This is a genomic window from Microbacterium wangchenii (assembly GCF_004564355.1).
GTDB classification, from domain to species: domain Bacteria; phylum Actinomycetota; class Actinomycetes; order Actinomycetales; family Microbacteriaceae; genus Microbacterium; species Microbacterium wangchenii.
This window is the reverse complement of sequence record NZ_CP038266.1, coordinates 1626066-1647684: the sequence shown is the minus strand read 5'-3', so window position 1 is coordinate 1647684 and position 21619 is coordinate 1626066. Positions and strand designations below refer to the sequence as shown.

Genomic DNA, 21619 nt, shown 5'->3' with positions numbered 1-21619 from the left:
GCAGCCTATCCTCGGCCCCCGCGGAGCTCGCGCGCATGCCCGAGCCGGAGTCCGGGGACCAGGGCCAGGAGGGCGAGCGCCGTCGCGATCGCGAACACGGCGGGGAACCCCAGGCCCGACCCGGCCAGCGCGGTGAAGACCAGGCCCATCATGGCGATCGTCATCGCCGAGCCCAGCGCATCGGAGATCGACAGGGCGGATGAGGAGAACCCCTGGGTCTGCGGCGTCGAGTAGGCGAGCGTCAGAACGGTCAGCCGCGAGTACATCAGGCCCATACCCGCTCCCGCCAGCGCCCACCCGGCGATCAGGACACCGGGGTGCAGGTGCAGCACCGTCGTGAGGAAGGCCGCCGTGGTCGCCGCCACTAGCATCGTGATCCCCATCCCGGTCAGGCGCGCGTTGCCGAGCCGGTCTCCGACGCGCCCCTGCACCTCCGCGCCGGCGGCCCATGCCAGCGCGGCGGCTGTCAGTCCGAGGCCCGCCCACGTCGGCGAGAACCCGTAGTCGTCGATCAGCAGGTAGGGCACGTACACCTCGGCGCCGAACAGTGCGCCGGCGATGAGGCCCCGCATCAGCACGACGCTGGGCAGTCCGCGGCCGGCACGCAGCGTTCCGGCCGGGAGGAGCGGGCGCACCGCGACCACGATCACCACGACCGAGGCCGCCACTCCGGCCCACGCCCAGGCCCCGAGCGCGCCCGAGAGCCCCAGGGCGAGGGCCGCCACCGCGACGGCCACGGCGCATGCCAGGCGCGATCCGATGCCTCCGCGCGCCGGCTCGTCCGGGCGCAGCGGGAGGGCGTGCAGCCGCGCGACGACCATGACGTACGCGACGACGGTGAGCCCCGCCACCCCGAGGAACACCCAGCGCCAGTGCAGGAACTCCGTCACCGCGCCGGCCAGGAACGGGCCGATCAGCGAGGGCACGACCCACGCGGCGGCGAAGGCGGCGAACACCCGTCCGTGCAGCGCCGCCGGATACACCCGCGCTACGACGACGTACAGCGCGACGGTCTGACCGCCCGTGCCCAGCCCCTGGACCAGGCGGCCGACGACGAGGAGCTCCATCGAGCCGGCAAGGCCTGCGACGACGAGCCCCGCCAGGAACAGCACCACCGCCGTGGTCAGCGGCGCGAGCACGCCGGCCCGGTCGCACCAGGCCCCCGCGACCACCATGCCGATGACACTCGTGGCGAGGGTCCCCGAGAAGGCGACGGCGTACAGCGCCTCGCCGTCCAGATCGGCGCTGACCACCGGCATGACGGTCGTGACGGCCAGCGACTGGATGGCGGCCAGGAGGATGAGGCCCAGCGCGCCGACAGTGACCCAGACGTACTGCGCGCTCCAGATGCCCGTCGCCGTCCGCGTGTCGGTGGTCACGAGCGCACCAGCGCGCCGATGCGCGCGACGGCCTCGCGGAGCACCTCCGGGCTGCAGCCGAAGTTCAGCCGCACATGACCGGTGCCCTCGTCGCCGAACATCGGGCCGTGGTGCAGCGCGACGCGCGCCTCGCGGCGGATGCGGCGGGCCGGGTTCTCGCCCCATCCCAGTGCCGACAGGTCGATCCACGCGAGGAAGCCCGCGTCCGGGATGCGATAGCGCGCTCCGGGCACGTGCTCGGCGAGGAGCTCGGCCAGAAGCCGCCGGTTCTCATCCAGCGCAGCCAGGAGGGCGTCCAGCCACGCGTCGCTCTCCGGCGCGAACGCGGCGACGGAGGCCAGGGCACCGAAGTGGCCGGTACGCCATTCCACCTCGGCGGGCATCGCCCGCAGGACAGCCGCGTGCTCCTCGGATGAGGCCACCATGAGCGCGCACTTGAGCCCGGCGAGATTGAACGCCTTGCTGGCGCTGACGAGCGCCAACCCGACGCGGGCGGCCTCCTCGGACACCGACAGGAACGGCGTGAACGTCGCTTCCGGCTGCGTGAGCGGGGCATGGATCTCGTCGCTGAGGACGACGGCACCGTGTCGCGCGGCGATCGCGGCAAGCTCGGCGAGGGTCTCGCGGGAGTGCACGGTGCCGGTCGGGTTGTGCGGGTTGCACAGGAGCACCGCACGGGCGCCGCCGGCCAGCGCCGCATCGATGCCGCCCAGGTCCAGCTCCCAGCCCTCCCCCGTGTCGCGCAGCGGCGCGCGCTCGACGACTCCGCCGGCCTCGGGGATGCCGTCGTAGAACGGCGGGTACACCGGCGGCGTCACGATCACGCGGTCGCCCGGGTCCAGGACGCCGCGGAGCACCTCGACGATGCCCATCATGACGTCGCACGTCGACCTCATGCGGGCAGGGTCCGGGCTCCAGCCGAAGCGGCGCCGCGCGAAGCCCGCGTACGCGGCCCGCAGCCCCGGGTCCGGCCCGGTGTAGCCGGTGTCGCCCAGGCGCACGGCGTCCGCGAGGGCGCGAGTGATCGCGGGGGCGAGGGGGAAATCGGTCTCCGCGACGAACAGCGGCAGCACGTCGTCGGGGTAGGTCCGCCACTTCGCGCTGGTGCGTTCACGCAGCTGATCGAGGGGCAGGGCCTGAAGGGGGGTGACGCTCACTGCAAGAGCCTACGACGAGCGCGGGCGCGCGGCGAGCCGCTCAGATCGCGAAGCCGAGCGCGCGCATCATGTCGCGCCCGTCGTCGGTGATCCGCTCGGGACCCCACGGCGGCATCCACACCCAGTTGATGCGGAACCGCTCCACGACGTTGTCCAGGGCCTGTGCGGTCTGCTCCTCCAGCACGTCGGTGAGCGGGCAGCCGGCCGACGTGAGGGTCATGTGGATGACCAGCGCGTCGTTCTCGTCGTCCCACCCGAGGTCGTAGATGAGACCCAGGTCGACGACGTTGATCCCCAGTTCGGGGTCCATGACGTCCTTGAGGGCCTCGGTGACCTCGTCGAATTTCTCGGGAGCGAGTGTTGCGGTCATGTAACGATCCTACGCGCCGGGGCGCCGTCAGGCATCGACCGAGGTGCCGGCCTCGGTGATGAAGCGGTCGTAGCCCTCTTCCTCGAGCCGGTCGGCCAGTTCGGGGCCGCCCTCCTCGACGATGCGCCCGCTGACGATGACGTGCACGAAGTCGGGACGGATGTAGCGGAGGATGCGGGTGTAGTGCGTGATGAGCAGCACTCCCAGGTCGCTCTCGGCCTTCGCGCGGTTGACGCCCTCCGACACTATCTTCAGCGCGTCGACGTCCAGGCCGGAGTCGGTCTCGTCCAGCACGGCGATCTTCGGCTTGAGCAGCTCGAGCTGCAGGATCTCGTGACGCTTCTTCTCACCACCGGAGAAGCCCTCGTTGACGTTGCGCTGGGCGAACTTGGGGTCCATGCGGAGGTTCTTCATGGCCTCCTTGACGTCCTTGGTCCACCCGCGGATGCTGGGCGCCTCCCCCTCGATCGCCGTCTTGGCGGTGCGGAGGAAGTTCGTCACCGTGACGCCGGGGATCTCCACCGGGTACTGCATCGCCAGGAACAGGCCCGCGCGGGCACGCTCGTCCACGCTCATGGCCAGCACGTCCTCGCCGTCCAGCGTGATCGAGCCGGAGGTCACGGTGTACTTGGGGTGACCGGCGATCGTGTACGCCAGGGTGGACTTGCCGGAGCCGTTGGGGCCCATGATCGCGTGGGTCTGGCCCGTGCGGATCGTCAGCGTGACGCCGTTGAGGATGGGCGTGGTGCCCGCATCCGTCTCGACCGTCACGTGCAGGTCGCGGATCTCGAGGACAGACATTCAGACTTCCTTCGTTCGGGTGGGGTCGATGAGCACGTCGTCGCCGTCGATCTCGACGACGTAGACGGGCACCGGCTCGAAGGCCGGGAGGTTCAGGGGGTGTCCGGTGCGCAGCGAGAACGCCGAGCCGTGCGCCCAGCACTCCAGAGTGTCGCCGTCGACGAATCCCTCGGAGAGGGAGATGTCGCCGTGCGTGCACGTGTCGCCGATCGCGTGCACCTCGCCGTCGGAATCGAGGACGATCGAGATGGGCTTGCCGCCGATCTCCACGCGCAGCGGCGTGTCGGTCTCCAGCTCGCTGAGGGCGCAGGCCCGCTCGGCGCTCACAGCGCGGCTCCCTCGAGGAGTTCGCGCTCGATCGCCTCGGTCAGCTCCGCCTCCAGATCGGGCACGCCGATGCGCTGGACGATCTCGCTGAGGAAGCCGAGCACCACCAGGCGCCGGGCTTCTTCCTCGTCGATGCCGCGCGCCTGCAGGTAGAACAACTGCTCGTCGTCGAACCGGCCCGTCGCGCTCGCGTGCCCGGCGCCGACGATCTCGCCCGTCTCGATCTCGAGGTTCGGGATGCTGTCGGCACGGGCTCCGTCGGTGAGCACGAGGTTGCGGTTGGCCTCGTACGAGTCGGTGCCCACGGCATCCCGGCCGATCAGTACGTCGCCGATCCACACGCTGCGGGCGCCCACGCCCTGCAGCGCACCCTTGTAGAGCACGTCGCCGACGGTGTGCGGGCCCTTGTGGTGCAGGTACACCTGCGACTCGAAGTGCTGGCCGGCGTCGGCGAAGGACAGTCCGAACAGGCGGCCTTCGGCGCCCGGTCCGGACAGCTCCACCGACGGGTTCACGCGCACGACGCCGCCGCCGAGGGTCACCACGACGTGGGTGAGCTTGGCGTCGCGGTCCACGCGGGCCTGGTGGGTGGCCGCATGCACGGCGTCGTCGTCCCAGCGCTGCACAGTGATGACCGTGAGAGCCGCGCCGTCGCGCACGAGGATCTCGACGTTCTGCGCGTACTGCGCCGAGCCGGAGTGATACAGCACGACCGTGGCGCGTGCGTTCGGCTGCGCCTCCAGCACGATGTGGGCCGCGCCGAAGCCGTCGGTGCGCTCACCCACGAGATCGATGCGCAACGGCTCGGGCAGCTCCTGCCCGGCGGGGATGCGCACGTGCAGGCCCGCGGTGTCACGCTGCCACGCGATCGCGGCGGGCAGGTCCTCCGGGCGGAAGAACTCCCCCCGCGTGCCGGTGTCGGACACGACGTAGGCGGCTGCGGCGCCGGCGTCGATGCGGACGGCGGAGGAGTCCTCGCCCGGCGTCAGCACGCCGCGCAGGCGCTCGATGGGAGTGTGCTTCCAGTTCACCTCGCGGCCCGAGGGGGCCCCGAAGTCGGCGGGGTCGAAGGACCAGGGTCGCTCCGAACGCGTCTGGATGGGCGCGGCAGGCGCGTCGGCCCGGCCCCATCCTCCGTCGGTGTGCGCTCGGCTTCCCGGCAGGGGGGTGGTCGTGGTCGTCATTTAGCCGACGGATCCTTCCATGCCCATCTCGATGAGCTTGTTGAGTTCGAGGGCGTACTCCATGGGCAGCTCCCGCGCGATCGGCTCGATGAACCCGCGCACGATCATCGCCATCGCCTCGTCCTCGGGCATGCCGCGGGACTGCAGGTAGAACAGCTGCTCCTCGCTGACCTTGGAGACGGTGGCCTCGTGGCCGAGCTGCACGTCGTCGACGCGGATGTCGATGGCCGGGTAGGTGTCGCTGCGGGAGATGGAGTCCACCAGGAGCGCGTCGCAGCGCACGGTGTTGGCGGAGTGATGGGCGTTGGCGTCCACCCGCACCTCACCGCGGTAGCCGGCTCGCCCGCCGCCGCGTGCGATCGACTTCGAGACGATCGAGGACTGCGTGTACGGAGCCATGTGGATCATCTTCGCGCCGGCGTCCTGGTGCTGGCCGGGGCCCGCGAAGGCGACCGACAGCGTCTCGCCCTTGGCGTGCTCGCCCATGAGAAAGATCGACGGGTACTTCATCGTGACCTTCGAGCCGATGTTGCCGTCGACCCACTCCATCGTCGCGCCCTCGTGCGCGACCGCACGCTTGGTGACGAGGTTGTACACGTTGTTCGACCAGTTCTGGATCGTCGTGTAGCGCACGCGGGCGTTCTTCTTCACGATGATCTCCACGACGGCCGAGTGCAGCGAGTCGCTCTTGTAGATCGGCGCCGTGCAGCCCTCGATGTAGTGCACGTAGGAGCCTTCGTCGGCGATGATGAGCGTCCGCTCGAACTGCCCCATGTTCTCGGTGTTGATCCGGAAGTACGCCTGCAGCGGGATCTCCACGTGGACACCCGGCGGCACGTAGACGAACGAGCCGCCCGACCACACCGCGGTGTTCAGCGCCGCGAACTTGTTGTCGCCGGCGGGGATGACGGTGCCGAAGTACTCCTCGAAGAACTCGGGGTGCTCGCGCAGCGCCGTGTCGGTGTCCATGAAGATGACGCCCTGGGCCTCGAGCTGCTCGTTGATCTGGTGGTACACGACCTCGGACTCGTACTGCGCGGCGACGCCGGAGACCAGGCGCTGGCGCTCGGCCTCGGGGATGCCGAGGCGCTCGTACGTGTTGCGGATGTCGTCGGGGAGGTCTTCCCACGTCTGCGCCTGCTTCTCGGTGGAGCGGACGAAGTACTTGATGTTCTCGAAGTCGATGTCGCTGAGGTCGGCGCCCCACGTCGGCATCGGCTTGCGACCGAACAGCTGCAGCCCCTTCAGACGGGTCTTCAGCATCCATTCCGGCTCGGCCTTGAGCGCGGAGATGTCACGCACGACGGCCTCACTGAGACCTCGTTTCGCGCTCGCGCCCGCAGCGTCGGGGTCGTGCCATCCGAACTCGTAGACTCCGAGGCTCTCGAGTTCGGGCCGGTCGATCAGGACATCAGCCATATCGGGTCACTCTCCTCTCGGGCCGCAACGGTGTGATCCGCTCCGGCATTCCACGTCCTCCGTGGAGTTCCGGAGGGGGGACGCCGCTGGTGGGCCCGCTCTGTGGCGCAGTTCTCGCGCCTAGACTGTCAGTGATGCGGAACGCGCAAGCGCCGCATCCCGAACCCCTTGATTCTACAGGTTCCGGCCCTTCCCCGGGGCCGCCGCCCGGCCCGCCGCACCCCTCGAGGAGAACGTCGCTCTGATGTCCCGCACCGCCACCCCCCTCCCCGCGGTCGAGGTCCCTGACGTCACCCCCTCCCGCGCCCTGCGGGTGCTGGCGTGGTTGTCGTTCGCGGCGGAGGTCATCATCATCGGAACCGGCGGCGCCGTGCGACTGACCGGCTCCGGCCTCGGCTGCACGGAGTGGCCGCTGTGCACGCCGGAGTCGCTCGTCCCCCTCCCCGAACAGGGGATCCACGGCATCATCGAGTTCGGCAACCGGACCATGACCGGAGTCGTCGGCATCCTCGCCTTGGCCGTCCTCCTCCTCACGCTGCACGCCGTCGCCGGACGCCCCCTCGTCACGCGCGCGTTGTGGGCCGCCGGAGTCGGGGTGATCGCCGCCGTGGCGGCGTACGCCGTCACGGCGCCGTTCGGGCTGCCCGCGTTCGGCTTCGCGTCCGGCGCGCTGCTGCTCGCGGTCGTCATCGCCGCGATCGGCTCGCTGCGACGCACGCCGCGGCGTCGCGACCTCGCCGCCCTCGCGTGGATCACGCTGGCCGGGGTCATGGCGCAGGCCGTCGTCGGCGGACTCGCCGTCGTGAGCGATCTGAACCCGTTCGTGGTGGGCTTCCACTACACGGCATCGCTGCTGCTGTCGTGCGTGACCGCCGCCTACCTCGTGCGGATGTGGACGGCCGCCGGTCCGCGTGTGCGGGTCGTGCCGGCGTGGTTCGCGGCCCTCACCCATGTCACCGGCGTCGCGCTGGCCGCGACGATCTTCTTCGGCGTGCTCACCACGGGCTCCGGCCCCCACTCCGGCGACGCCGACATCGTCCGCGAGGGATTCGACGCCACCGTGCTCGCGCACGTGCACGCGTGGCCCGGGTACATCCTCGCCGCCCTCGTCGCCGCGCTCACCGTCTCGGCCTGGCTCCTCCGGCTCGAGCCGCGCCGCTGGCTCCTCGTCCTGGTCGCGGCGATCGCGGTGCAGGTCGCGGTGGGGGTGTGGCAGGCGCGAGCGGGGCTTCCCGAGATCCTCGTCGGCATCCACATGGTGCTCGCCGCACTGTCGGCAGCGGCGTACACCGTGCTCGTGCTGCGGCTCAAGCGCCCGGTCGCAGCACGCGACAGGGTTCACTCATAGCGGATCCATCGGCAGGGCCGTGGTGATATCCGGCCCCATCGGTCAAGCTGGAGGGATGCCGCGGCCGATCGGGCCCGGCAATCCACGCTAGGAGCCCCCGTTATGACCTCCCGCCCCAGCCTCGTGCGCAGCATCCCGTTCTGGGTGCTCGTCGTCGGATCCCTCGCCCTCACGGGTGTCGGCGCCTGGCTCGTCCTCGACCACCTCGGCCGCATCGAATCCGGTATCCGCAGCCAGACCGCCGAAGGGGCCATCGCGGTCTACATCGGCCCGCCCGCCGCCACGGCCGGTGCCGTCGTCCTCGGCGCCGGTCTCGTGGGCCTGCTGCTGGCCCTCACGCTCGCGGCCCTGCGCTCGCTGCTGCCCACCGGTGAGGTCGTGGAGACGGTCGAGTGGACCGAGGACGACTCCGCAGCCGACGAGGTCCTCTCCCCCGCAGCAGGCGAAGCTTCCACTCATGCTGCCCCCGTCATCGCGGAGGACCCCGATGTGGAGACCCCCAGCGACGCGCCGCCGCCCCGGGGCGCGCGCGACTGATCCACGAGGAGACGATCCCGCCGAGGAACCGCTATGCGGTTTCCGGCGGGATCGTCCGTTTCGGCGGGTGCCGCGTCAGAAGGGCAGCAGCGGGTCGACCGCGATGGCCACGAACAGCAGCGTCAGGTACGTGATCGATGCGTGGAACACGCGCATCGGACGCGGCTCGGTGCCTCGCACGGCGCGGGAGTACAGCCGGTGCGACTCGTAGATGAACCAGCCGCCGAACACCAGCGACGACACGGAGTAGAGCAGACCCATCGATGCCACCGGAATCAGCAGCAGCGAGCACGCGACGGTCGCCCACGCGTACAGAATGACCTGCAGGCCCACCTGCGAGCCGCTGCGCGTGGCGCCGAGCATGGGCACGTCGACCTCTTCGTACTGGTCCTTGTACTTCATCGACAGCGGCCAGTAGTGCGGCGGCGTCCACAGGAACACCAGCACGAACAGGATGAGGGCGGCCCAGCTGAGCGTCCCGGTCACCGCGGACCAGCCGATCAGCACCGGGAAGCAGCCCGCGATGCCGCCCCACACGATGTTCTGCTCGGTGCGGCGCTTGAGGATCATCGTGTAGATCACGACGTAGAAGAAGATGGCGGTGGCCGACAGGGTCGCAGCGACCCAGTTCGTCGTCAGCAGGAGCCACACGGTGGAGACCACCGCGAGGGTCCAGGCGAAGATGAGCGCGCCGCGCGGAGAGACCTCGCCGGTCACGAGCGGCCGGTTCTCGGTGCGCTGCATGTGCGCGTCGATGTCGCGGTCCAGGTACATGTTGAACGCCGCGGCAGAGCCCGCGCTGAGCGAACCGCCGATGACGGTCGCCAGCACCAGCCACAGATCCGGCAGGCCGTTCTGGGCGAGGATCATCACCGGAACGGTGGTCACCAGCAGCAGCTCGAGCACGCGCGGCTTGGTGAGCGTGATGTACGCACGCACGGTGCGTCCGGCGGAGCGACGCACCGTCGGCAGGGCCGTGTGCGTCGTCGTAGAGATGTCCATCGCTCCCCGTATCGCGCTCTGTCCAGGTCCTTCCGAGTCTAGGCCATGGGCGCGTGTGCCCCGGCCCGCCCGCGAGCGTCATCCCGGCCCCGGCGGTGCCCTCCTTCGCTATGCTGACAACCAACGCGCGCCCAGCGCATCTCCCCCTGACCCTCGACGATCGAGGCCGCGGATCGCATGCGGTTGGGCGCAGGGATCGAGAAAGGCGACCGGGTGTCGGACTTGCAATGGGATGAAATCGATGGGCGCGCGGTCGACACCGCGCGGGTGCTTGCGGCGGATGCCGTGGAGAAGGTGGGCAACGGCCACCCCGGCACCGCGATGAGCCTCGCCCCCGCCGCGTACCTGCTGTATCAGCGGGTCCTGCGCCATGACCCCGCCGACCCGCACTGGCCGGGACGTGACCGCTTCATCCTCTCGGCGGGTCACTCCTCCCTCACGCAGTACGTCCAGCTGTACCTGGGCGGTTTCGGCCTGGAGCTCTCCGACCTGCAGGCGCTGCGCACGTGGGGCTCGAAGACCCCGGGGCACCCGGAGTTCGGCCACACCGACGGCGTGGAGATCACGACCGGCCCGCTCGGTCAGGGCCTGGCGTCCTCGGTCGGCTTCGCCTACGCCGCCCGCTACGAGCGCGGCCTCTTCGACCCCGAGACGCCCGCGGGCCAGAGCCCGTTCGACCACTTCGTGTACGTGATCGCCTCCGACGGCGACCTCCAGGAGGGCGTCACGAGCGAGGCGTCCTCGCTCGCGGGCCACCAGAACCTCGGCAACCTCGTCGTCATCTACGACTCCAACCAGATCTCCATCGAGGACGACACGAACGTCGCCTTCACCGAGGACGTCGCCCAGCGCTACGACGCGTACGGCTGGCATGTGCAGACGGTGGACTGGAAGAAGACCGGCGAGTACGCCGAAGACGTCCACGAGCTGTACGCCGCCATCGAGGCAGCCAAGGGCGAGACCGACAAGCCGTCCCTCATCATCCTCAAGACGATCATCGGGTGGCCCTCCCCCGGCAAGCAGAACACCGGCAAGATCCACGGCTCCGCCCTCGGCGCCGACGAGCTGCGCGCCACGAAGGAGGTGCTCGGATTCGACCCCGAGCAGACCTTCGCCGTCGCCGACGACGTCCTCGAGCACACGCGCGGCCTCATCGCCCGCGGCGAGGCGGAGAAGGCCGCATGGCAGGAGGCGTTCGACGCGTGGGCCGCGGCGAACCCCGAGCGCAAGGCGCTGTGGGACCGCCTGCAGGCACGGGAGCTCCCTGCCGACATCGCCGACGCCCTCCCGGCGTTCGAGGCGGGCAAAGAGGTCTCCACGCGCGCGGCCTCCGGCACCGTCATCAACGCCCTTGCCGCCGAGCTCCCCGAGCTGTGGGGAGGGTCGGCCGACCTGGCCGAGTCGAACCTGACCACCATCAAGGACGCGAAGTCCTTCATCCCGCAGGAGTGGTCCACGCACGAGTGGGACGGGGCCCCGTACGGCCGCGTGCTGCACTTCGGCATCCGCGAGCACGCGATGGGCTCCATCGTCAACGGCATCGTGCTCCACGGCCCGACGCGCGCGTTCGGCGGCACCTTCCTCATCTTCAGCGACTACATGCGCCCGCCGGTGCGCCTGGCCGCCCTGATGAACATCCCGTCGATCTTCGTGTGGACGCACGACTCCGTCGCCCTCGGCGAGGACGGGCCCACCCACCAGCCGATCGAGCAGCTGGCTACCCTCCGCGCCATCCCGAACTTCACGCTCGTGCGCCCCGCCGACGCGAACGAGACGGCCGTGGTGTGGCTGGAGATCCTGCGGCGGACGGCGGGACCGACAGGCCTGGCGCTCACGCGTCAGAACATCCCGGTGTTCCCGCGTGGAGAGGGCGACGCCAGCGGCGACGAGTTCGCGTCGGCGCAGGGCGCCGTTCGCGGTGCCTACGTGCTGGCCGAAGCCCCCAGCGGCACGCCGGACGTCATCCTCATCGCGACCGGATCCGAGGTGCAGGTCGCCGTGGCCGCCCGCGAGCAGCTGGCCGCCGAGGGCGTGAACGCGCGCGTGGTGTCTGCGCCGTCGCTGGAGTGGTTCGACGAGCAGGACGCCGCGTACCGCGACTCCGTCCTGCCGCCGTCGGTGCGCGCGCGCGTGTCGGTCGAGGCCGGCATCGCCCTTCCGTGGCGAGGCATCGTCGGCGACACCGGCCGCTCGGTCTCCATCGAGCACTTCGGTGCCTCGGCCGATTACAAGACCCTGTTCCAGAAGTTCGGCATCACCGCCGAGGCCGTCGCGCAGGCGGCACGCGAGAGCATCGAGGAGAACGCATGAGCACCCCCACCGCCCAGCTCGTCAACGAAGGCGTCAGCATCTGGCTCGACGACCTGTCGCGCCAGCGGATCCTGACGGGCAACCTCGCCGACCTCATCGCCACGCGCAACGTCAGTGGCGTCACGACCAACCCGACGATCTTCGCCGGCGCGCTGTCGCAGGGCGAGGCCTACGAGGCGCAGGTCCAGCAGCTGGCCGCCAAGGGCGCCAGCACCGACGAGGCGATCTTTGAGATCACGACCGACGACGTGCGCGCCGCATCCGACGTGTTCGCGCCGGTGTTCGCCGCGACCGGGGGCGTGGACGGTCGCGTGTCGATCGAGGTCTCGCCCGAGCTCGCCCACGACACCGCAGCGACGGTGGCACAGGCGAAGGACCTCGCCGCGCGCGTGGACCGGCCGAACGTCCTGATCAAGATCCCGGCGACGAAGGCCGGCCTGCCCGCCATCACCGAGGTCATCGCCGCCGGTATCTCCGTCAACGTGACCCTCATCTTCAGCCTCGAGCGGTACGCCGAGGTCATCGACGCCTACCTCACGGGCGTCGAGCGGGCGAAGGCGGCCGGCCACGACATCTCCACGCTGCAGTCCGTCGCGTCGTTCTTCGTCTCACGCGTGGACACGGAGGTCGACAAGCGCCTCGCCGCCGTCGGCACCCCCGAGGCCGAGGCGCTCAAGGGCAAGGCCGGACTCGCCAACGCGCGGCTGGCCTACGAGCTGTACCAGAAGGAGTTCGCCTCCGACCGCGCCAAGGCGCTGCTGGACGCCGGCGCCACGGTGCAGCGCCCGCTGTGGGCCTCCACCGGCGTCAAGGACCCGGCTCTGCCGGACACCCTGTACGTGACCGAGCTCGTCGCGCGCGGTGTGGTGAACACGATGCCCGAGAAGACGCTCGAGGCCACGTTCGATCACGGGGTCATCGGCGGCGACACCGTCACCGGCACGTACGAGCAGTCGCGCGAGGTGTTCGCCCAGCTGGCCGACGCCGGGGTCGACTTCGCCGACATCACCCAGGTGCTCGAGGATGAGGGCGTCCAGAAGTTCATCGCCTCGTGGCAGGAGCTGCAGGAAACGGTCTCCACGGCGCTGCAAGCGGGCACCGCGGAGGCCGCTCGATGAGTTTCGAGATCCACGTCTCCGGGCGACCCAAGGAGCTCGTGGACTCGATCGTGCCGGGGCTGGCCGCCTCGCTCGTGGCGTCGGGCGTCACCGCCGGTGACGCCACGCTGTGGGGCGCCGCCGCCGAGGACGAGGCATCCCGGCGCCTGGGCTGGGTGCAGTCGGTATCTGTCTCGCGACCCCTCGTCCCCGAGATCGAGGCCCTGCGCGCCGAGCTCGTCGCCCGAGGCGTGACGCGCGTGGTGCTGGCGGGGATGGGCGGCTCCTCGCTCGCCCCCGAGGTGATCGCCCAGACCGCCGGCGTGCCGCTGGTGATCCTGGACTCCACCTCCCCCGGACAGGTGCTCGCCGCGATCGACGGCGACGCCGAGGCCGGGGGGCTCCAGCAGACCGTGCTGGTGGTGTCGTCAAAGTCGGGCTCGACCGTGGAGACCGACTCGGCCAAGCGCGCCTTCGAGGCGGCGTTCCGCGACCTGGGCATCGACCCGCTCGAGCGCATCGTCGTGGTGACCGACCCCGGCTCGCCGCTGGATCAGTCCGCGCGCGCCGACGGGTACCGCGTGTTCAACGCCGACCCCGACGTGGGTGGGCGCTACTCGGCGCTGACCGCCTTCGGCCTCGTGCCGGCGGGGCTGGCCGGCGTCGACATCGGCGATCTGCTGGACGAGGCCGAGGCGACCCTCCTGGAAGTGGCCATCGACGGCCGCGATAATCCGGCGCTCACCCTGGCCGCCGCGATCGCCGGCGGCGATCCGCGCAAGGACAAGCTGGGCCTGGTCAGCGACGGCACCCACATCGTGGGCCTGCCCGACTGGATCGAGCAGCTCATCGCCGAGTCCACCGGGAAGAACGGCACGGGCATCCTCCCCGTGGTCCTGCTGCCGGTCTCCCCCGAGGTGGAGAACCCGCCCGCCGACCTGCAGATCCTGCGGCTCGTGGACGACGCCGACGCCTTCCACCTCTTCGAGCGCCACTTCGGCGAGATCCTGGTGAGCGGCTCCCTGGGTGCGCAGTTCGTGGTGTGGGAGTACGCCACCGCGATCGCGGGCCGGATGCTGGGGATCAACCCGTTCGACCAGCCCGACGTCGAGTCTGCCAAGGCCGCCGCGCGCGGACTGCTGGAGGCCCGCCCCGAACCCACGGCTCCCGCCTTCGTCACCGACGACGGCGTCGAGGTGCGGGTGAGCGACCCCGCCCTGGCCGCCTCCGGCACGCTCGCGGGCGTGCTGGACGCGCTGTGGGCGCGCATCCCCGCCGACGGATACGTCGCCGTGCAGGCGTACGTGAACCGCCTGGCCGTGCCGCAGCTGCACGGCCTGCGCGAGCTCGTCGCCGCCGACTCCGGGCGGCCCACGACGTTCGGATGGGGACCACGGTTCCTGCACTCCACCGGCCAATACCACAAGGGCGGACCCGCCGTGGGGGTGTTCCTGCAGATCACGGAGCAGTCCGACGTCGAGCTGGAGATCCCCGGTCGCCCCTTCACCTTCGGGGAGTTGATCCAGGCGCAGGCCGCCGGCGATGCGACCGTCCTGGCCGAGGGCCACGGACGTCCGGTCGTGACCCTGACCCTCACGGATCCGCAGGTCGACGTGCTCTCCCTCTTCGAGGCCGCACAGTGAGGGTACGCGCATGACCGTCGAGATCTCGCAGGGACACAACCCGCTGCGCGACCCGGAGGACCGCCGGCTCAGCCGCATCGCGGGCCCCAGCGCTCTCGTGATCTTCGGGGTCACCGGCGACCTGTCGCGCAAGAAGCTCATGCCCGCCGTCTACGACCTCGCCAACCGCGGGCTCCTGCCCCCGGGCTTCGCGCTGGTCGGGTTCGCCCGCCGCGACTGGGAGGACCAGGACTTCGCGGAGGTCGTCCACGACGCCGTGAAGCAGTACGCGCGCACCGAGTTCCGCGACGAGACGTGGAAGGAGCTCCTGGAGGGCATCCGCTTCGTGCCGGGCGAGTTCGACGATCCCGATGCGTTCCGCCGCCTGCGCGAGACCGTCGAGAGCCTCGACGTCGAACGCGGCACCATGGGCAACCACGCGTACTACCTCTCCATCCCGCCCAAGGCGTTCCCTCTCGTGGCGCAGCAGCTGAAGGAATCGGGCCTCGTCGGCAGCACCGCCGACGGCGACTCCGGCTGGCGGCGCGTGGTCATCGAGAAGCCGTTCGGGCACGACCTGGAATCGGCCCGTGAGCTCAACGCGGCGCTGGAGACGGCCTTCCCGGCCGACTCGATCTTCCGCATCGACCACTACCTCGGCAAGGAGACGGTCCAGAACATCCTGGCGCTGCGCTTCGCCAACGAGCTGTACGAGCCGATCTGGAACCGCAACTACGTCGACCACGTGCAGATCACGATGGCCGAGGACATCGGCGTGGGCGGACGGGCCGGGTACTACGACGGCATCGGCGCGGCGCGCGACGTCATCCAGAACCACCTCCTGCAGCTCATGGCGCTCACCGCGATGGAGGAGCCGATCAGCTTCAACGCGCGAGACCTGCGCGCCGAGAAGGAGAAGGTGCTCGCCGCGGTCCGCCTGCCCGAAGACCTCTCCCTCGCCACGGCACGCGGACAGTACGCCGGCGGGTGGCAGGGCGGGGAGCAGGTGACCGGCTTCCTCGAAGAGGACGGCATGGACCCGGCTTCCACGACGGAGACCTACGCCGCCGTCAAGCTCGAGGTGAACACCCGCCGCTGGGCGGGCGTGCCGTTCTACCTCCGCACGGGCAAGCGCCTCGGCCGGCGCGTCACCGAGGTGGCCGTGGTCTTCAAGCGCGCCCCGCAGCTGCTGTTCAGCCGCAGCCAGACCGAGGAGCTCGGGCAGAACGCGCTCGTCATCCGCGTGCAGCCGGATGAGGGCGTCACGATCCGCTTCGGATCCAAGGTGCCCGGCGACGGCACGCAGGTCCGCGACGTCACGATGGACTTCGGCTACGGGCACGCGTTCACCGAGGCCAGCCCCGAAGCCTACGAGCGCCTCATCCTGGACGTGCTCCTGGGCGACCCGCCCCTGTTCCCCCGTCACGAGGAGGTCGAGCTCAGTTGGCGCATCCTCGACCCGATCGAGGAGTACTGGGCCGAACAGGGCGGACCCCTCGAACAGTACTCGCCGGGATCGTGGGGTCCGGCCTCGGCCGATGAACTCCTCGCCCGCGACGGCCGCACCTGGAGGCGCCCGTGATCATCGACCTGCCCGACACGACCGTCAGCAAGATCTCCAAGGCGCTCGTCAACGTGCGCGAGGAGGGTGGCGCGGTCGCCCTCGGACGCGTGCTGACGCTCATCATCGTGACGCATCACGGCGCGGAGGAGGAGGTCATCGAGGCCGCCAACGACGCATCGCGGGAGCATCCGATGCGCGTCATCGTCCTCATGATCAACGACGAGGACGGCCGTCCGCGCCTGGATGCCGAGATCCGCGTGGGCGGCGACGCCGGCGCGAGCGAGGTCGTCGTGCTCCGGGTCTACGGCGCCGCCGGCTCGAACGCGGAGAGCCTCGTCACGGGGCTCCTGCTGCCCGACGCGCCCGTCGTGGCGTGGTGGCCGGCCGATCCCCCCGCCTCGCCGGCGGAGTCGGAGGTGGGCCGCATCGCCCAGCGACGGATCACCGACGCCTCGAACCAGCCCGACCCGGCCGCGTGGGTGGATGCCCTCGGCAGCCACCACTCCCCCGGCGACACCGACTTCGCCTGGACCCGCCTCACGCGCTGGCGCGAGCAGCTCGCGGCCGTCCTCGACCAGCCTCCGTACGTGCCGGTCACGGCGGTGCAGGTGCGCGGCGCCGCCGATTCCCCCTCCACGGTGCTCCTGGCGGCATGGCTGCGCCTGAAGCTCGGGGTGCCCGTCGACTCGGAGTACGTCCCCACCGACCAGTGGCGCGGCGGCATCAAGAGCGTGCGACTCACCCGATCCAACGGCGACACCCTGCTGGAGCGCCCCACGCCGGGGGTGGCCGTGCTCACCCAGCCCGGCCAGCCCTCCCACGAGCTGGCATTCCCGCGGCGGACGCTGCGCGAGTGCCTCGCGGAGGAGCTGCGGCGCCTGGACCCCGACGTGCTGTACGGTCGCGTCATCACCGAGGGCATGGAGCTGCTGGCCCGTGGCCGGGACGGGAGCGATCGTGGCTGATGCCGGTACCGAGAAGCGCGTCGTCATCAGCGACGACGCCGAGACGCTGGCGACCTCGGTCGCCCGGCGTTTCATCGACCGCGTGAGCAAGCAGGTGGAGCGCGGCAAGACCGTCCACATCTGCCTCACCGGCGGGTCGATGGGCGGTGCCGTGCTGCGCGCGGCGGCCGCCGACCCGCGGGTCGCACGGATCGACTGGTCCGGCGTGCACTTCTGGTGGGGCGACGAGCGCTGGGTCCCGCGCGATTCCGACGACCGCAACGAGCGTCAGGCGCGCGACGCCCTGCTCGAGGGCCTGGACCTGCCGGCCGAGAACATCCACGCGATGGCCTCGAGCGATGAGACGCTGGACCTGGATGCCGCGGCCACCGCGTACGCCGACGAGCTCGCGCAGTTCGCCCCGGCGGACCGCTCCGAGACCGGGCCCTGGCCGAGCTTCGACATCTGCTTCCTGGGGGTGGGACCCGACGGGCACATCGCCTCGCTGTTCCCCGACCGCCCGGAGATCCAGATCACCGACCGCGCGACGGCGGCCGTACGCGATTCGCCCAAGCCGCCCCCCGAGCGCATCTCGCTCACGCGCCCCGTGATCAATTCGTCCAAGCGCGTGTGGATGGTGCTCGCCGGTGCCGACAAGGCGTCGGCCCTCGGCCTGGCGCTGGCCGGAGCCAGCTACCTGAGCGTTCCCGCCGCGGGCGCGAAGGGACGCAAGCGCACGATCCTCTTCGTGGACGAGGCGGCCGCCGCGCAGGTACCGCCCACCCTCATCGACCGCGAGTACTGACCCTCGGCCTCGGGGACGAGGGTCAGGCCTGGCCGCGGCGCTCGCGCAGCGACTGCAGCGCGTCGTCGAGGAGGGCTTCGGCCTCTTCCTCGGTGCGGCGCTCCTTCACGTAGGCCAGGTGCGTCTTGTACGGCTCGGTCTTGGCCAGCGCCGGCGGGTTCGCCTTGTCGCGGCCGGCCGGGAGCCCCGAGTGCGGCGAGTCGATCGTCTCGGGGATCTCCTCCTCGGGGATGCCCGCGGCGAAGTGCCGCACGGTCTCATTGCCCAGCGCATCCCAGTACGAGACCGTGATGCGGTCGGCGTGGAAGCCGTGGTCCTGTTCGCCCATCGGGCCCGCACCTACGCGCGTGCCCCGGATCGCGTTGCCGCCTGTCGCCATGTCAGAGTCCCTGGAACTTCGTGATGAGGCCCAGCCCGACGATGGTCACGAACCATACGAGGGCCAGGACGATGGTGAAACGGTTGAGGTTGCGCTCGGCCAGCCCCGACGAGCCCAGAGCGGAGGTCATGCCGCCGCCGAACATGTCGGACAGCCCCCCGCCGCGCCCCTTGTGGAGCAGGATCAGCAGGGTCAGCAGGAGGCTGGTGATGCCCAGCAGCACCTGCAGGACGAACTCGATGATCTGCACAGTCGAAAGCCTTTCGTGGCGACCCTCCCCGGTCGCACAAGGGTCCAGTGTAGTCGGAGCGCTAGACGCCGACGTGCTTCTGGAAGCGGACGATCGCGGCGAACTCGTCCACGACGAGGCTCGCGCCGCCCACGAGGGCGCCGTCGACATCGGGTTCGCGCATGAAGCTGGCGATGTTTCCCGACTTCACCGACCCGCCGTAGAGCACGCGCGTGCGCGCCGCCGCATCCGGGCCGAGCGCGGAGCCGACGACCTCGCGGAGCTTGGCGCACACCTCCTGCGCCTGATCCGGCGTGGCGGCCTGTCCCGAGCCGATGGCCCAGACCGGCTCGTAGGCCACGACGATGTCGGCGTCGGCGGGCACTCCGGCCAGAGCCGTCTGCAGCTGCCCGACGGGCACGGCGCTCGCGCCGAACTCCTCCAGGTCCTCCGCGGTCTCGCCCACGCAGATGACGGGGATCAGTCCGTGACGGAGCGCGGCCTGCACCTTCTGCGCCACGATCTCGTCGGACTCGGCGTGGTACTGCCGGCGCTCGGAGTGGCCGATGATGACGTACCGGGCGTCGAGCTTAGCCAGGAACTGCCCCGAGATCTCACCCGTGTACGCACCGGAGTCGTGCGTGGAGAGATCCTGCGCACCCAGGCCGAACGGGATCTTGTCGGCGTCGATGAGCGTCTGCACGGTGCGCAGGTCGGTGAAGGGCGGGAAGACCGCCACCTCGACGGTGCCGGCGTCGTGCTTGGCCTCCTTGAGCGTCCAGTGCAGCTTCTGCACGAACGCCACCGCCTGCAGGTGGTCGAGGTTCATCTTCCAGTTGCCTGCGATGAAAGGGGTGCGGGCTACTGCGCCCATCCGAGGACCTCCAGTCCGGGAAGCTTCTTGCCTTCGAGGAACTCCAGGCTGGCACCGCCGCCGGTGGAGATGTGGCCGAACTGGTCGTCCGAGAAGCCCAGCTGGCGCACGGCGGCTGCGGAGTCCCCGCCGCCGACGACGCTGAGGCCGTCGACCTCCGTCAGGGCCTGCGCGACGGCGCGTGTCCCTGCGGCGAAGGGCGCCATCTCGAACACGCCCATGGGACCGTTCCAGAACACGGTGCGGCTGTCGGCGATCGCCCGGGCGAAGGTCTCCGCCGTGCGCGGTCCGATGTCCAAGCCGATGCCGGATGCTCCGAAGGGGGTGTCCTCCAGCGCGGTGGCTTCGGCGACGACGTGGTCGGCGTCGGCGGAGAAGGATGCCGCCACGACGGCGTCCACGGGCAGCACGATCTCCACGCCCCGCTCCGCCGCATCAGCGAGGTAGCCCTTGACGGTGTCGATCTGGTCCTGCTCCAGCAGGCTCGCGCCGACCTTGTGGCCCTGCGCGGCGAGGAACGTGAACATCATGCCGCCGCCGATGAGCAGGCGGTTCACACGTGGGAGCAGGTGCTCGATGACGCCGAGCTTGTCGCTCACCTTCGAGCCGCCCAGCACGACCGTGTACGGACGCTGCGGGTTCTCGGTGAGGCGGTCCAGCACGTCGACCTCGGCCTCGATGAGCAGCCCCGCCGCGGAGGGGAGGATCTCGGCGAGGTCGTAGACGCTGGCCTGCTTGCGGTGCACGACGCCGAACCCGTCGGACACCAGCGCGTCGCCGAGGTCGGCGAGCTGCTCGGCGAAGGCGCGGCGCTCCGCGTCGTCCTTGGCCGTCTCCCCCGCGTTGAAGCGGAGGTTCTCCAGGACCGCGACGTCGCCGTCGGCCAGGGCGGCCACGGCGTCGTGGGCGGACTCGCCCACGGTGTCGCGCGCGAACGCGACGGGCTTGCCCAGCAGCTCCGACAGCCGCTGGGCGACGGGGGCGAGGCTGTACTGCGGGTCGGGTTCACCCTTGGGTCGGCCGAGGTGCGAGCACACGACGACGCGGGCGCCGGCGTTGATGAGCGTGTTGAGGGTGGGCAGCGACGCACGCACGCGCCCGTCGTCCGAGATGACCCCGTCCCGCAGGGGGACGTTCAGGTCACAACGGACGACGACGCGCTTGCCTGCGAGCGACCCCAGAGAGGCGAGGGTGCGCAGAGCCATGATGGGCCTTACAGGCGATCGGCGACGTACTCGGTCAGGTCGACCAGGCGGTTGGAGTAACCCCACTCGTTGTCGTACCACGCCGACAGCTTGACCTGGTCGCCGAGGACGCGGAGCAGACCCGAGTCGAAGATGGCCGAGTGCGGGTCGGTCACGATGTCGCTGGAGACGATCTCGTCCTCGGTGTACTTCAGGATGCCCTTCAGGGGCCCCTCGGCGGCAGCCTTGTACGCGGCCTTGACCTCGTCGACCGTGACCGGGCGGGATGAAGTGACCGTCAGGTCGGTGATCGAGCCGGTGGGGATCGGAACGCGCAGCGCGAAGCCGTCGAGCTTGCCCTTGAGCTCGGGCAGCACGAGGCCGATCGCCTTGGCGGCACCGGTGGAGGTGGGGACGATGTTGACGGCGGCGGCGCGCGCACGGCGCAGGTCCTTGTGCGGGCCGTCCTGCAGGTTCTGGTCGGCGGTGTAGGCGTGCACCGTGGTCATGAGACCGCGCTCGATGCCGAACGCGTCGTTGAAGACCTTCGCCAGCGGCGCGAGGCAGTTCGTGGTGCACGACGCGTTGGAGATGATGTGCATCGTCGCCGCGTCGTAGTCCTGCTCGTTCACGCCCATGACGAACGTGCCGTCCTCGCCGGTGGCGGGGGCGGAGATGAGGACCTTCTTGGCGCCGGCCTCGAGGTGCTTGCGCGCATCCTCGGCCTTCGTGAAGCGGCCGGTGGACTCGATCACGATGTCCACGCCCAGCTCGCCCCAGGGGAGGTTCGCGGGATCGCGCTCCTCGAACACCTGGAAGGACTTGCCGTTGACCGTGATGGACTTCTCGTCGAACGAGACGTCGCCGTCGAGGCGGCCCGTGACCGAGTCGTACTTCAGGAGATGGGCGAGGGTCTTGTTGTCGGTGAGGTCGTTGACCGCGACGATGTCGAGGTCGGCACCCTGTGCGAGCGCCGCGCGGAAGTAGTTGCGTCCGATCCGGCCGAAGCCGTTGATCCCGATCTTGACGGTCACGGAGTCACTCCTGAATGTTGTGCGCGAAGCGCGGTGGGAAATGCTGTTCCAGG

At 70.5% G+C, this 21619-nt stretch carries 21 protein-coding genes; 8 read left to right on the top strand and 13 right to left on the bottom strand.

Translation table 11 applies throughout. The features are described from left to right. Positions 1-5 precede the first annotated feature (5 nt). Genes E4K62_RS07825 through sufB form a run of 7 tightly spaced genes read right to left on the bottom strand, consistent with a single transcriptional unit; the run spans position 6 to position 6637 of the window. Complete coding sequence (locus E4K62_RS07825; protein ID WP_135065811.1) at positions 6-1379, bottom strand: MFS transporter; 1374 nt, start codon at positions 1377-1379, stop codon at positions 6-8. Further along, positions 1376-2536 carry a MalY/PatB family protein gene (locus E4K62_RS07820; RefSeq protein WP_135065808.1) on the bottom strand — a complete coding sequence of 387 codons (1161 nt, stop codon included), beginning with the start codon at positions 2534-2536 and terminating at the stop codon, positions 1376-1378. Before E4K62_RS07820 ends, E4K62_RS07825 begins: the two co-directional genes overlap by 4 nt. A gap of 40 nt (positions 2537-2576) precedes the next feature. Continuing rightward, positions 2577-2906: a metal-sulfur cluster assembly factor gene (locus tag E4K62_RS07815; protein ID WP_135065805.1), complete on the bottom strand. Its 330-nt coding sequence runs from the start codon at positions 2904-2906 to the stop codon at positions 2577-2579. Between the two features lie 27 nt (positions 2907-2933). Then, on the bottom strand, positions 2934-3707 hold the full coding sequence (sufC, locus tag E4K62_RS07810) for a Fe-S cluster assembly ATPase SufC (RefSeq protein WP_135065802.1): 774 nt from the start codon (positions 3705-3707) through the stop codon (positions 2934-2936). After that, a complete protein-coding gene (locus E4K62_RS07805; protein ID WP_135065799.1) occupies positions 3708-4034 on the bottom strand; it encodes a non-heme iron oxygenase ferredoxin subunit in 327 nt (108 codons plus the stop codon). After that, positions 4031-5218 carry a Fe-S cluster assembly protein SufD gene (gene sufD / locus E4K62_RS07800; RefSeq protein ID WP_135065796.1) on the bottom strand — a complete coding sequence of 396 codons (1188 nt, stop codon included), beginning with the start codon at positions 5216-5218 and terminating at the stop codon, positions 4031-4033. Before sufD ends, E4K62_RS07805 begins: the two co-directional genes overlap by 4 nt. Continuing rightward, a complete protein-coding gene (gene sufB / locus E4K62_RS07795) occupies positions 5219-6637 on the bottom strand; it encodes a Fe-S cluster assembly protein SufB (protein ID WP_135065793.1) in 1419 nt (472 codons plus the stop codon). It abuts the gene before it with no gap. 244 nt (positions 6638-6881) lie between these two features. On the opposite strand from sufB, the gene E4K62_RS07790 reads away from it, so the two are divergent. Together E4K62_RS07790 and E4K62_RS07785 are read left to right on the top strand one after the other, a co-directional pair. Further along, on the top strand, positions 6882-7985 hold the full coding sequence (locus tag E4K62_RS07790) for a COX15/CtaA family protein (protein WP_135065790.1): 1104 nt from the start codon (positions 6882-6884) through the stop codon (positions 7983-7985). Positions 7986-8087: 102 nt separating this feature from the next. Beyond that, positions 8088-8522 carry a dinucleotide-utilizing enzyme gene (locus E4K62_RS07785; protein WP_135065787.1) on the top strand — a complete coding sequence of 145 codons (435 nt, stop codon included), beginning with the start codon at positions 8088-8090 and terminating at the stop codon, positions 8520-8522. A gap of 75 nt (positions 8523-8597) precedes the next feature. Here the strand turns inward: E4K62_RS07785 and E4K62_RS07780 are convergent, their stop codons facing one another. Beyond that, the gene (locus tag E4K62_RS07780; protein ID WP_135065784.1) at positions 8598-9524 is read right to left on the bottom strand and encodes a heme o synthase; all 927 of its coding nucleotides are present in this window, start codon (positions 9522-9524) and stop codon (positions 8598-8600) included. Positions 9525-9737: 213 nt separating this feature from the next. Here E4K62_RS07780 and tkt point away from each other — a divergent pair, with 213 nt between their 5' ends. Genes tkt through pgl form a run of 6 tightly spaced genes read left to right on the top strand, consistent with a single transcriptional unit; the run spans position 9738 to position 17866 of the window. Further along, positions 9738-11834, top strand: coding sequence for a transketolase (tkt, locus tag E4K62_RS07775; protein WP_135065781.1), 2097 nt, complete (start codon positions 9738-9740; stop codon positions 11832-11834). Continuing rightward, on the top strand, positions 11831-12952 hold the full coding sequence (tal, locus tag E4K62_RS07770) for a transaldolase (RefSeq protein ID WP_135065778.1): 1122 nt from the start codon (positions 11831-11833) through the stop codon (positions 12950-12952). Before tkt ends, tal begins: the two co-directional genes overlap by 4 nt. Beyond that, positions 12949-14574 carry a glucose-6-phosphate isomerase gene (locus E4K62_RS07765; protein WP_135065775.1) on the top strand — a complete coding sequence of 542 codons (1626 nt, stop codon included), beginning with the start codon at positions 12949-12951 and terminating at the stop codon, positions 14572-14574. Before tal ends, E4K62_RS07765 begins: the two co-directional genes overlap by 4 nt. Positions 14575-14584: 10 nt before the next feature. Next, positions 14585-16135, top strand: coding sequence for a glucose-6-phosphate dehydrogenase (gene zwf, locus E4K62_RS07760; protein ID WP_135065772.1), 1551 nt, complete (start codon positions 14585-14587; stop codon positions 16133-16135). Then, a complete protein-coding gene (locus E4K62_RS07755) occupies positions 16132-17082 on the top strand; it encodes a glucose-6-phosphate dehydrogenase assembly protein OpcA (RefSeq protein ID WP_135065769.1) in 951 nt (316 codons plus the stop codon). The genes zwf and E4K62_RS07755 overlap by 4 nt, the downstream gene beginning before the upstream one ends. After that, complete coding sequence (pgl, locus tag E4K62_RS07750) at positions 17075-17866, top strand: 6-phosphogluconolactonase (RefSeq protein ID WP_135065766.1); 792 nt, start codon at positions 17075-17077, stop codon at positions 17864-17866. The genes E4K62_RS07755 and pgl overlap by 8 nt, the downstream gene beginning before the upstream one ends. A gap of 22 nt (positions 17867-17888) precedes the next feature. Here the strand turns inward: pgl and E4K62_RS07745 are convergent, their stop codons facing one another. The 5 genes from E4K62_RS07745 to gap form a co-directional block, all read right to left on the bottom strand. Beyond that, positions 17889-18245 (bottom strand): RNA polymerase-binding protein RbpA, encoded by a 357-nt coding sequence (locus E4K62_RS07745; protein WP_135065763.1) that lies wholly within the window; start codon positions 18243-18245, stop codon positions 17889-17891. Between the two features lies 1 nt (position 18246). Beyond that, complete coding sequence (gene secG / locus E4K62_RS07740) at positions 18247-18495, bottom strand: preprotein translocase subunit SecG (protein WP_135065760.1); 249 nt, start codon at positions 18493-18495, stop codon at positions 18247-18249. Positions 18496-18556: 61 nt separating this feature from the next. Further along, positions 18557-19348: a triose-phosphate isomerase gene (gene tpiA, locus E4K62_RS07735; protein ID WP_135065757.1), complete on the bottom strand. Its 792-nt coding sequence runs from the start codon at positions 19346-19348 to the stop codon at positions 18557-18559. Beyond that, on the bottom strand, positions 19336-20553 hold the full coding sequence (locus E4K62_RS07730) for a phosphoglycerate kinase (RefSeq protein ID WP_135065754.1): 1218 nt from the start codon (positions 20551-20553) through the stop codon (positions 19336-19338). The genes tpiA and E4K62_RS07730 overlap by 13 nt, the downstream gene beginning before the upstream one ends. 8 nt (positions 20554-20561) lie before the next feature. Then, complete coding sequence (gene gap / locus E4K62_RS07725) at positions 20562-21566, bottom strand: type I glyceraldehyde-3-phosphate dehydrogenase (protein WP_135065751.1); 1005 nt, start codon at positions 21564-21566, stop codon at positions 20562-20564. Positions 21567-21619 lie beyond the last annotated feature (53 nt).

Excerpts from the sequence above, each read along its gene's own strand:
- tal (WP_135065778.1), top strand. The coding sequence starts at position 11,831 with ATGAGCACCCCCACCGCCCAGCTCGTCAACGAAGGCGTCAGCATCTGG.
- E4K62_RS07765 (WP_135065775.1), top strand. The coding sequence starts at position 12,949 with ATGAGTTTCGAGATCCACGTCTCCGGGCGACCCAAGGAGCTCGTGGAC.
- E4K62_RS07790 (WP_135065790.1), top strand. The coding sequence starts at position 6,882 with ATGTCCCGCACCGCCACCCCCCTCCCCGCGGTCGAGGTCCCTGACGTC.
- zwf (WP_135065772.1), top strand. The coding sequence starts at position 14,585 with ATGACCGTCGAGATCTCGCAGGGACACAACCCGCTGCGCGACCCGGAG.
- sufC (WP_135065802.1), bottom strand. The coding sequence starts at position 3,707 with ATGTCTGTCCTCGAGATCCGCGACCTGCACGTGACGGTCGAGACGGAT.
- E4K62_RS07730 (WP_135065754.1), bottom strand. The coding sequence starts at position 20,553 with ATGGCTCTGCGCACCCTCGCCTCTCTGGGGTCGCTCGCAGGCAAGCGC.
- E4K62_RS07745 (WP_135065763.1), bottom strand. The coding sequence starts at position 18,245 with ATGGCGACAGGCGGCAACGCGATCCGGGGCACGCGCGTAGGTGCGGGC.
- E4K62_RS07815 (WP_135065805.1), bottom strand. The coding sequence starts at position 2,906 with ATGACCGCAACACTCGCTCCCGAGAAATTCGACGAGGTCACCGAGGCC.
- E4K62_RS07780 (WP_135065784.1), bottom strand. The coding sequence starts at position 9,524 with ATGGACATCTCTACGACGACGCACACGGCCCTGCCGACGGTGCGTCGC.
- tpiA (WP_135065757.1), bottom strand. The coding sequence starts at position 19,348 with ATGGGCGCAGTAGCCCGCACCCCTTTCATCGCAGGCAACTGGAAGATG.
- sufD (WP_135065796.1), bottom strand. The coding sequence starts at position 5,218 with ATGACGACCACGACCACCCCCCTGCCGGGAAGCCGAGCGCACACCGAC.
- sufB (WP_135065793.1), bottom strand. The coding sequence starts at position 6,637 with ATGGCTGATGTCCTGATCGACCGGCCCGAACTCGAGAGCCTCGGAGTC.
- E4K62_RS07785 (WP_135065787.1), top strand. The coding sequence starts at position 8,088 with ATGACCTCCCGCCCCAGCCTCGTGCGCAGCATCCCGTTCTGGGTGCTC.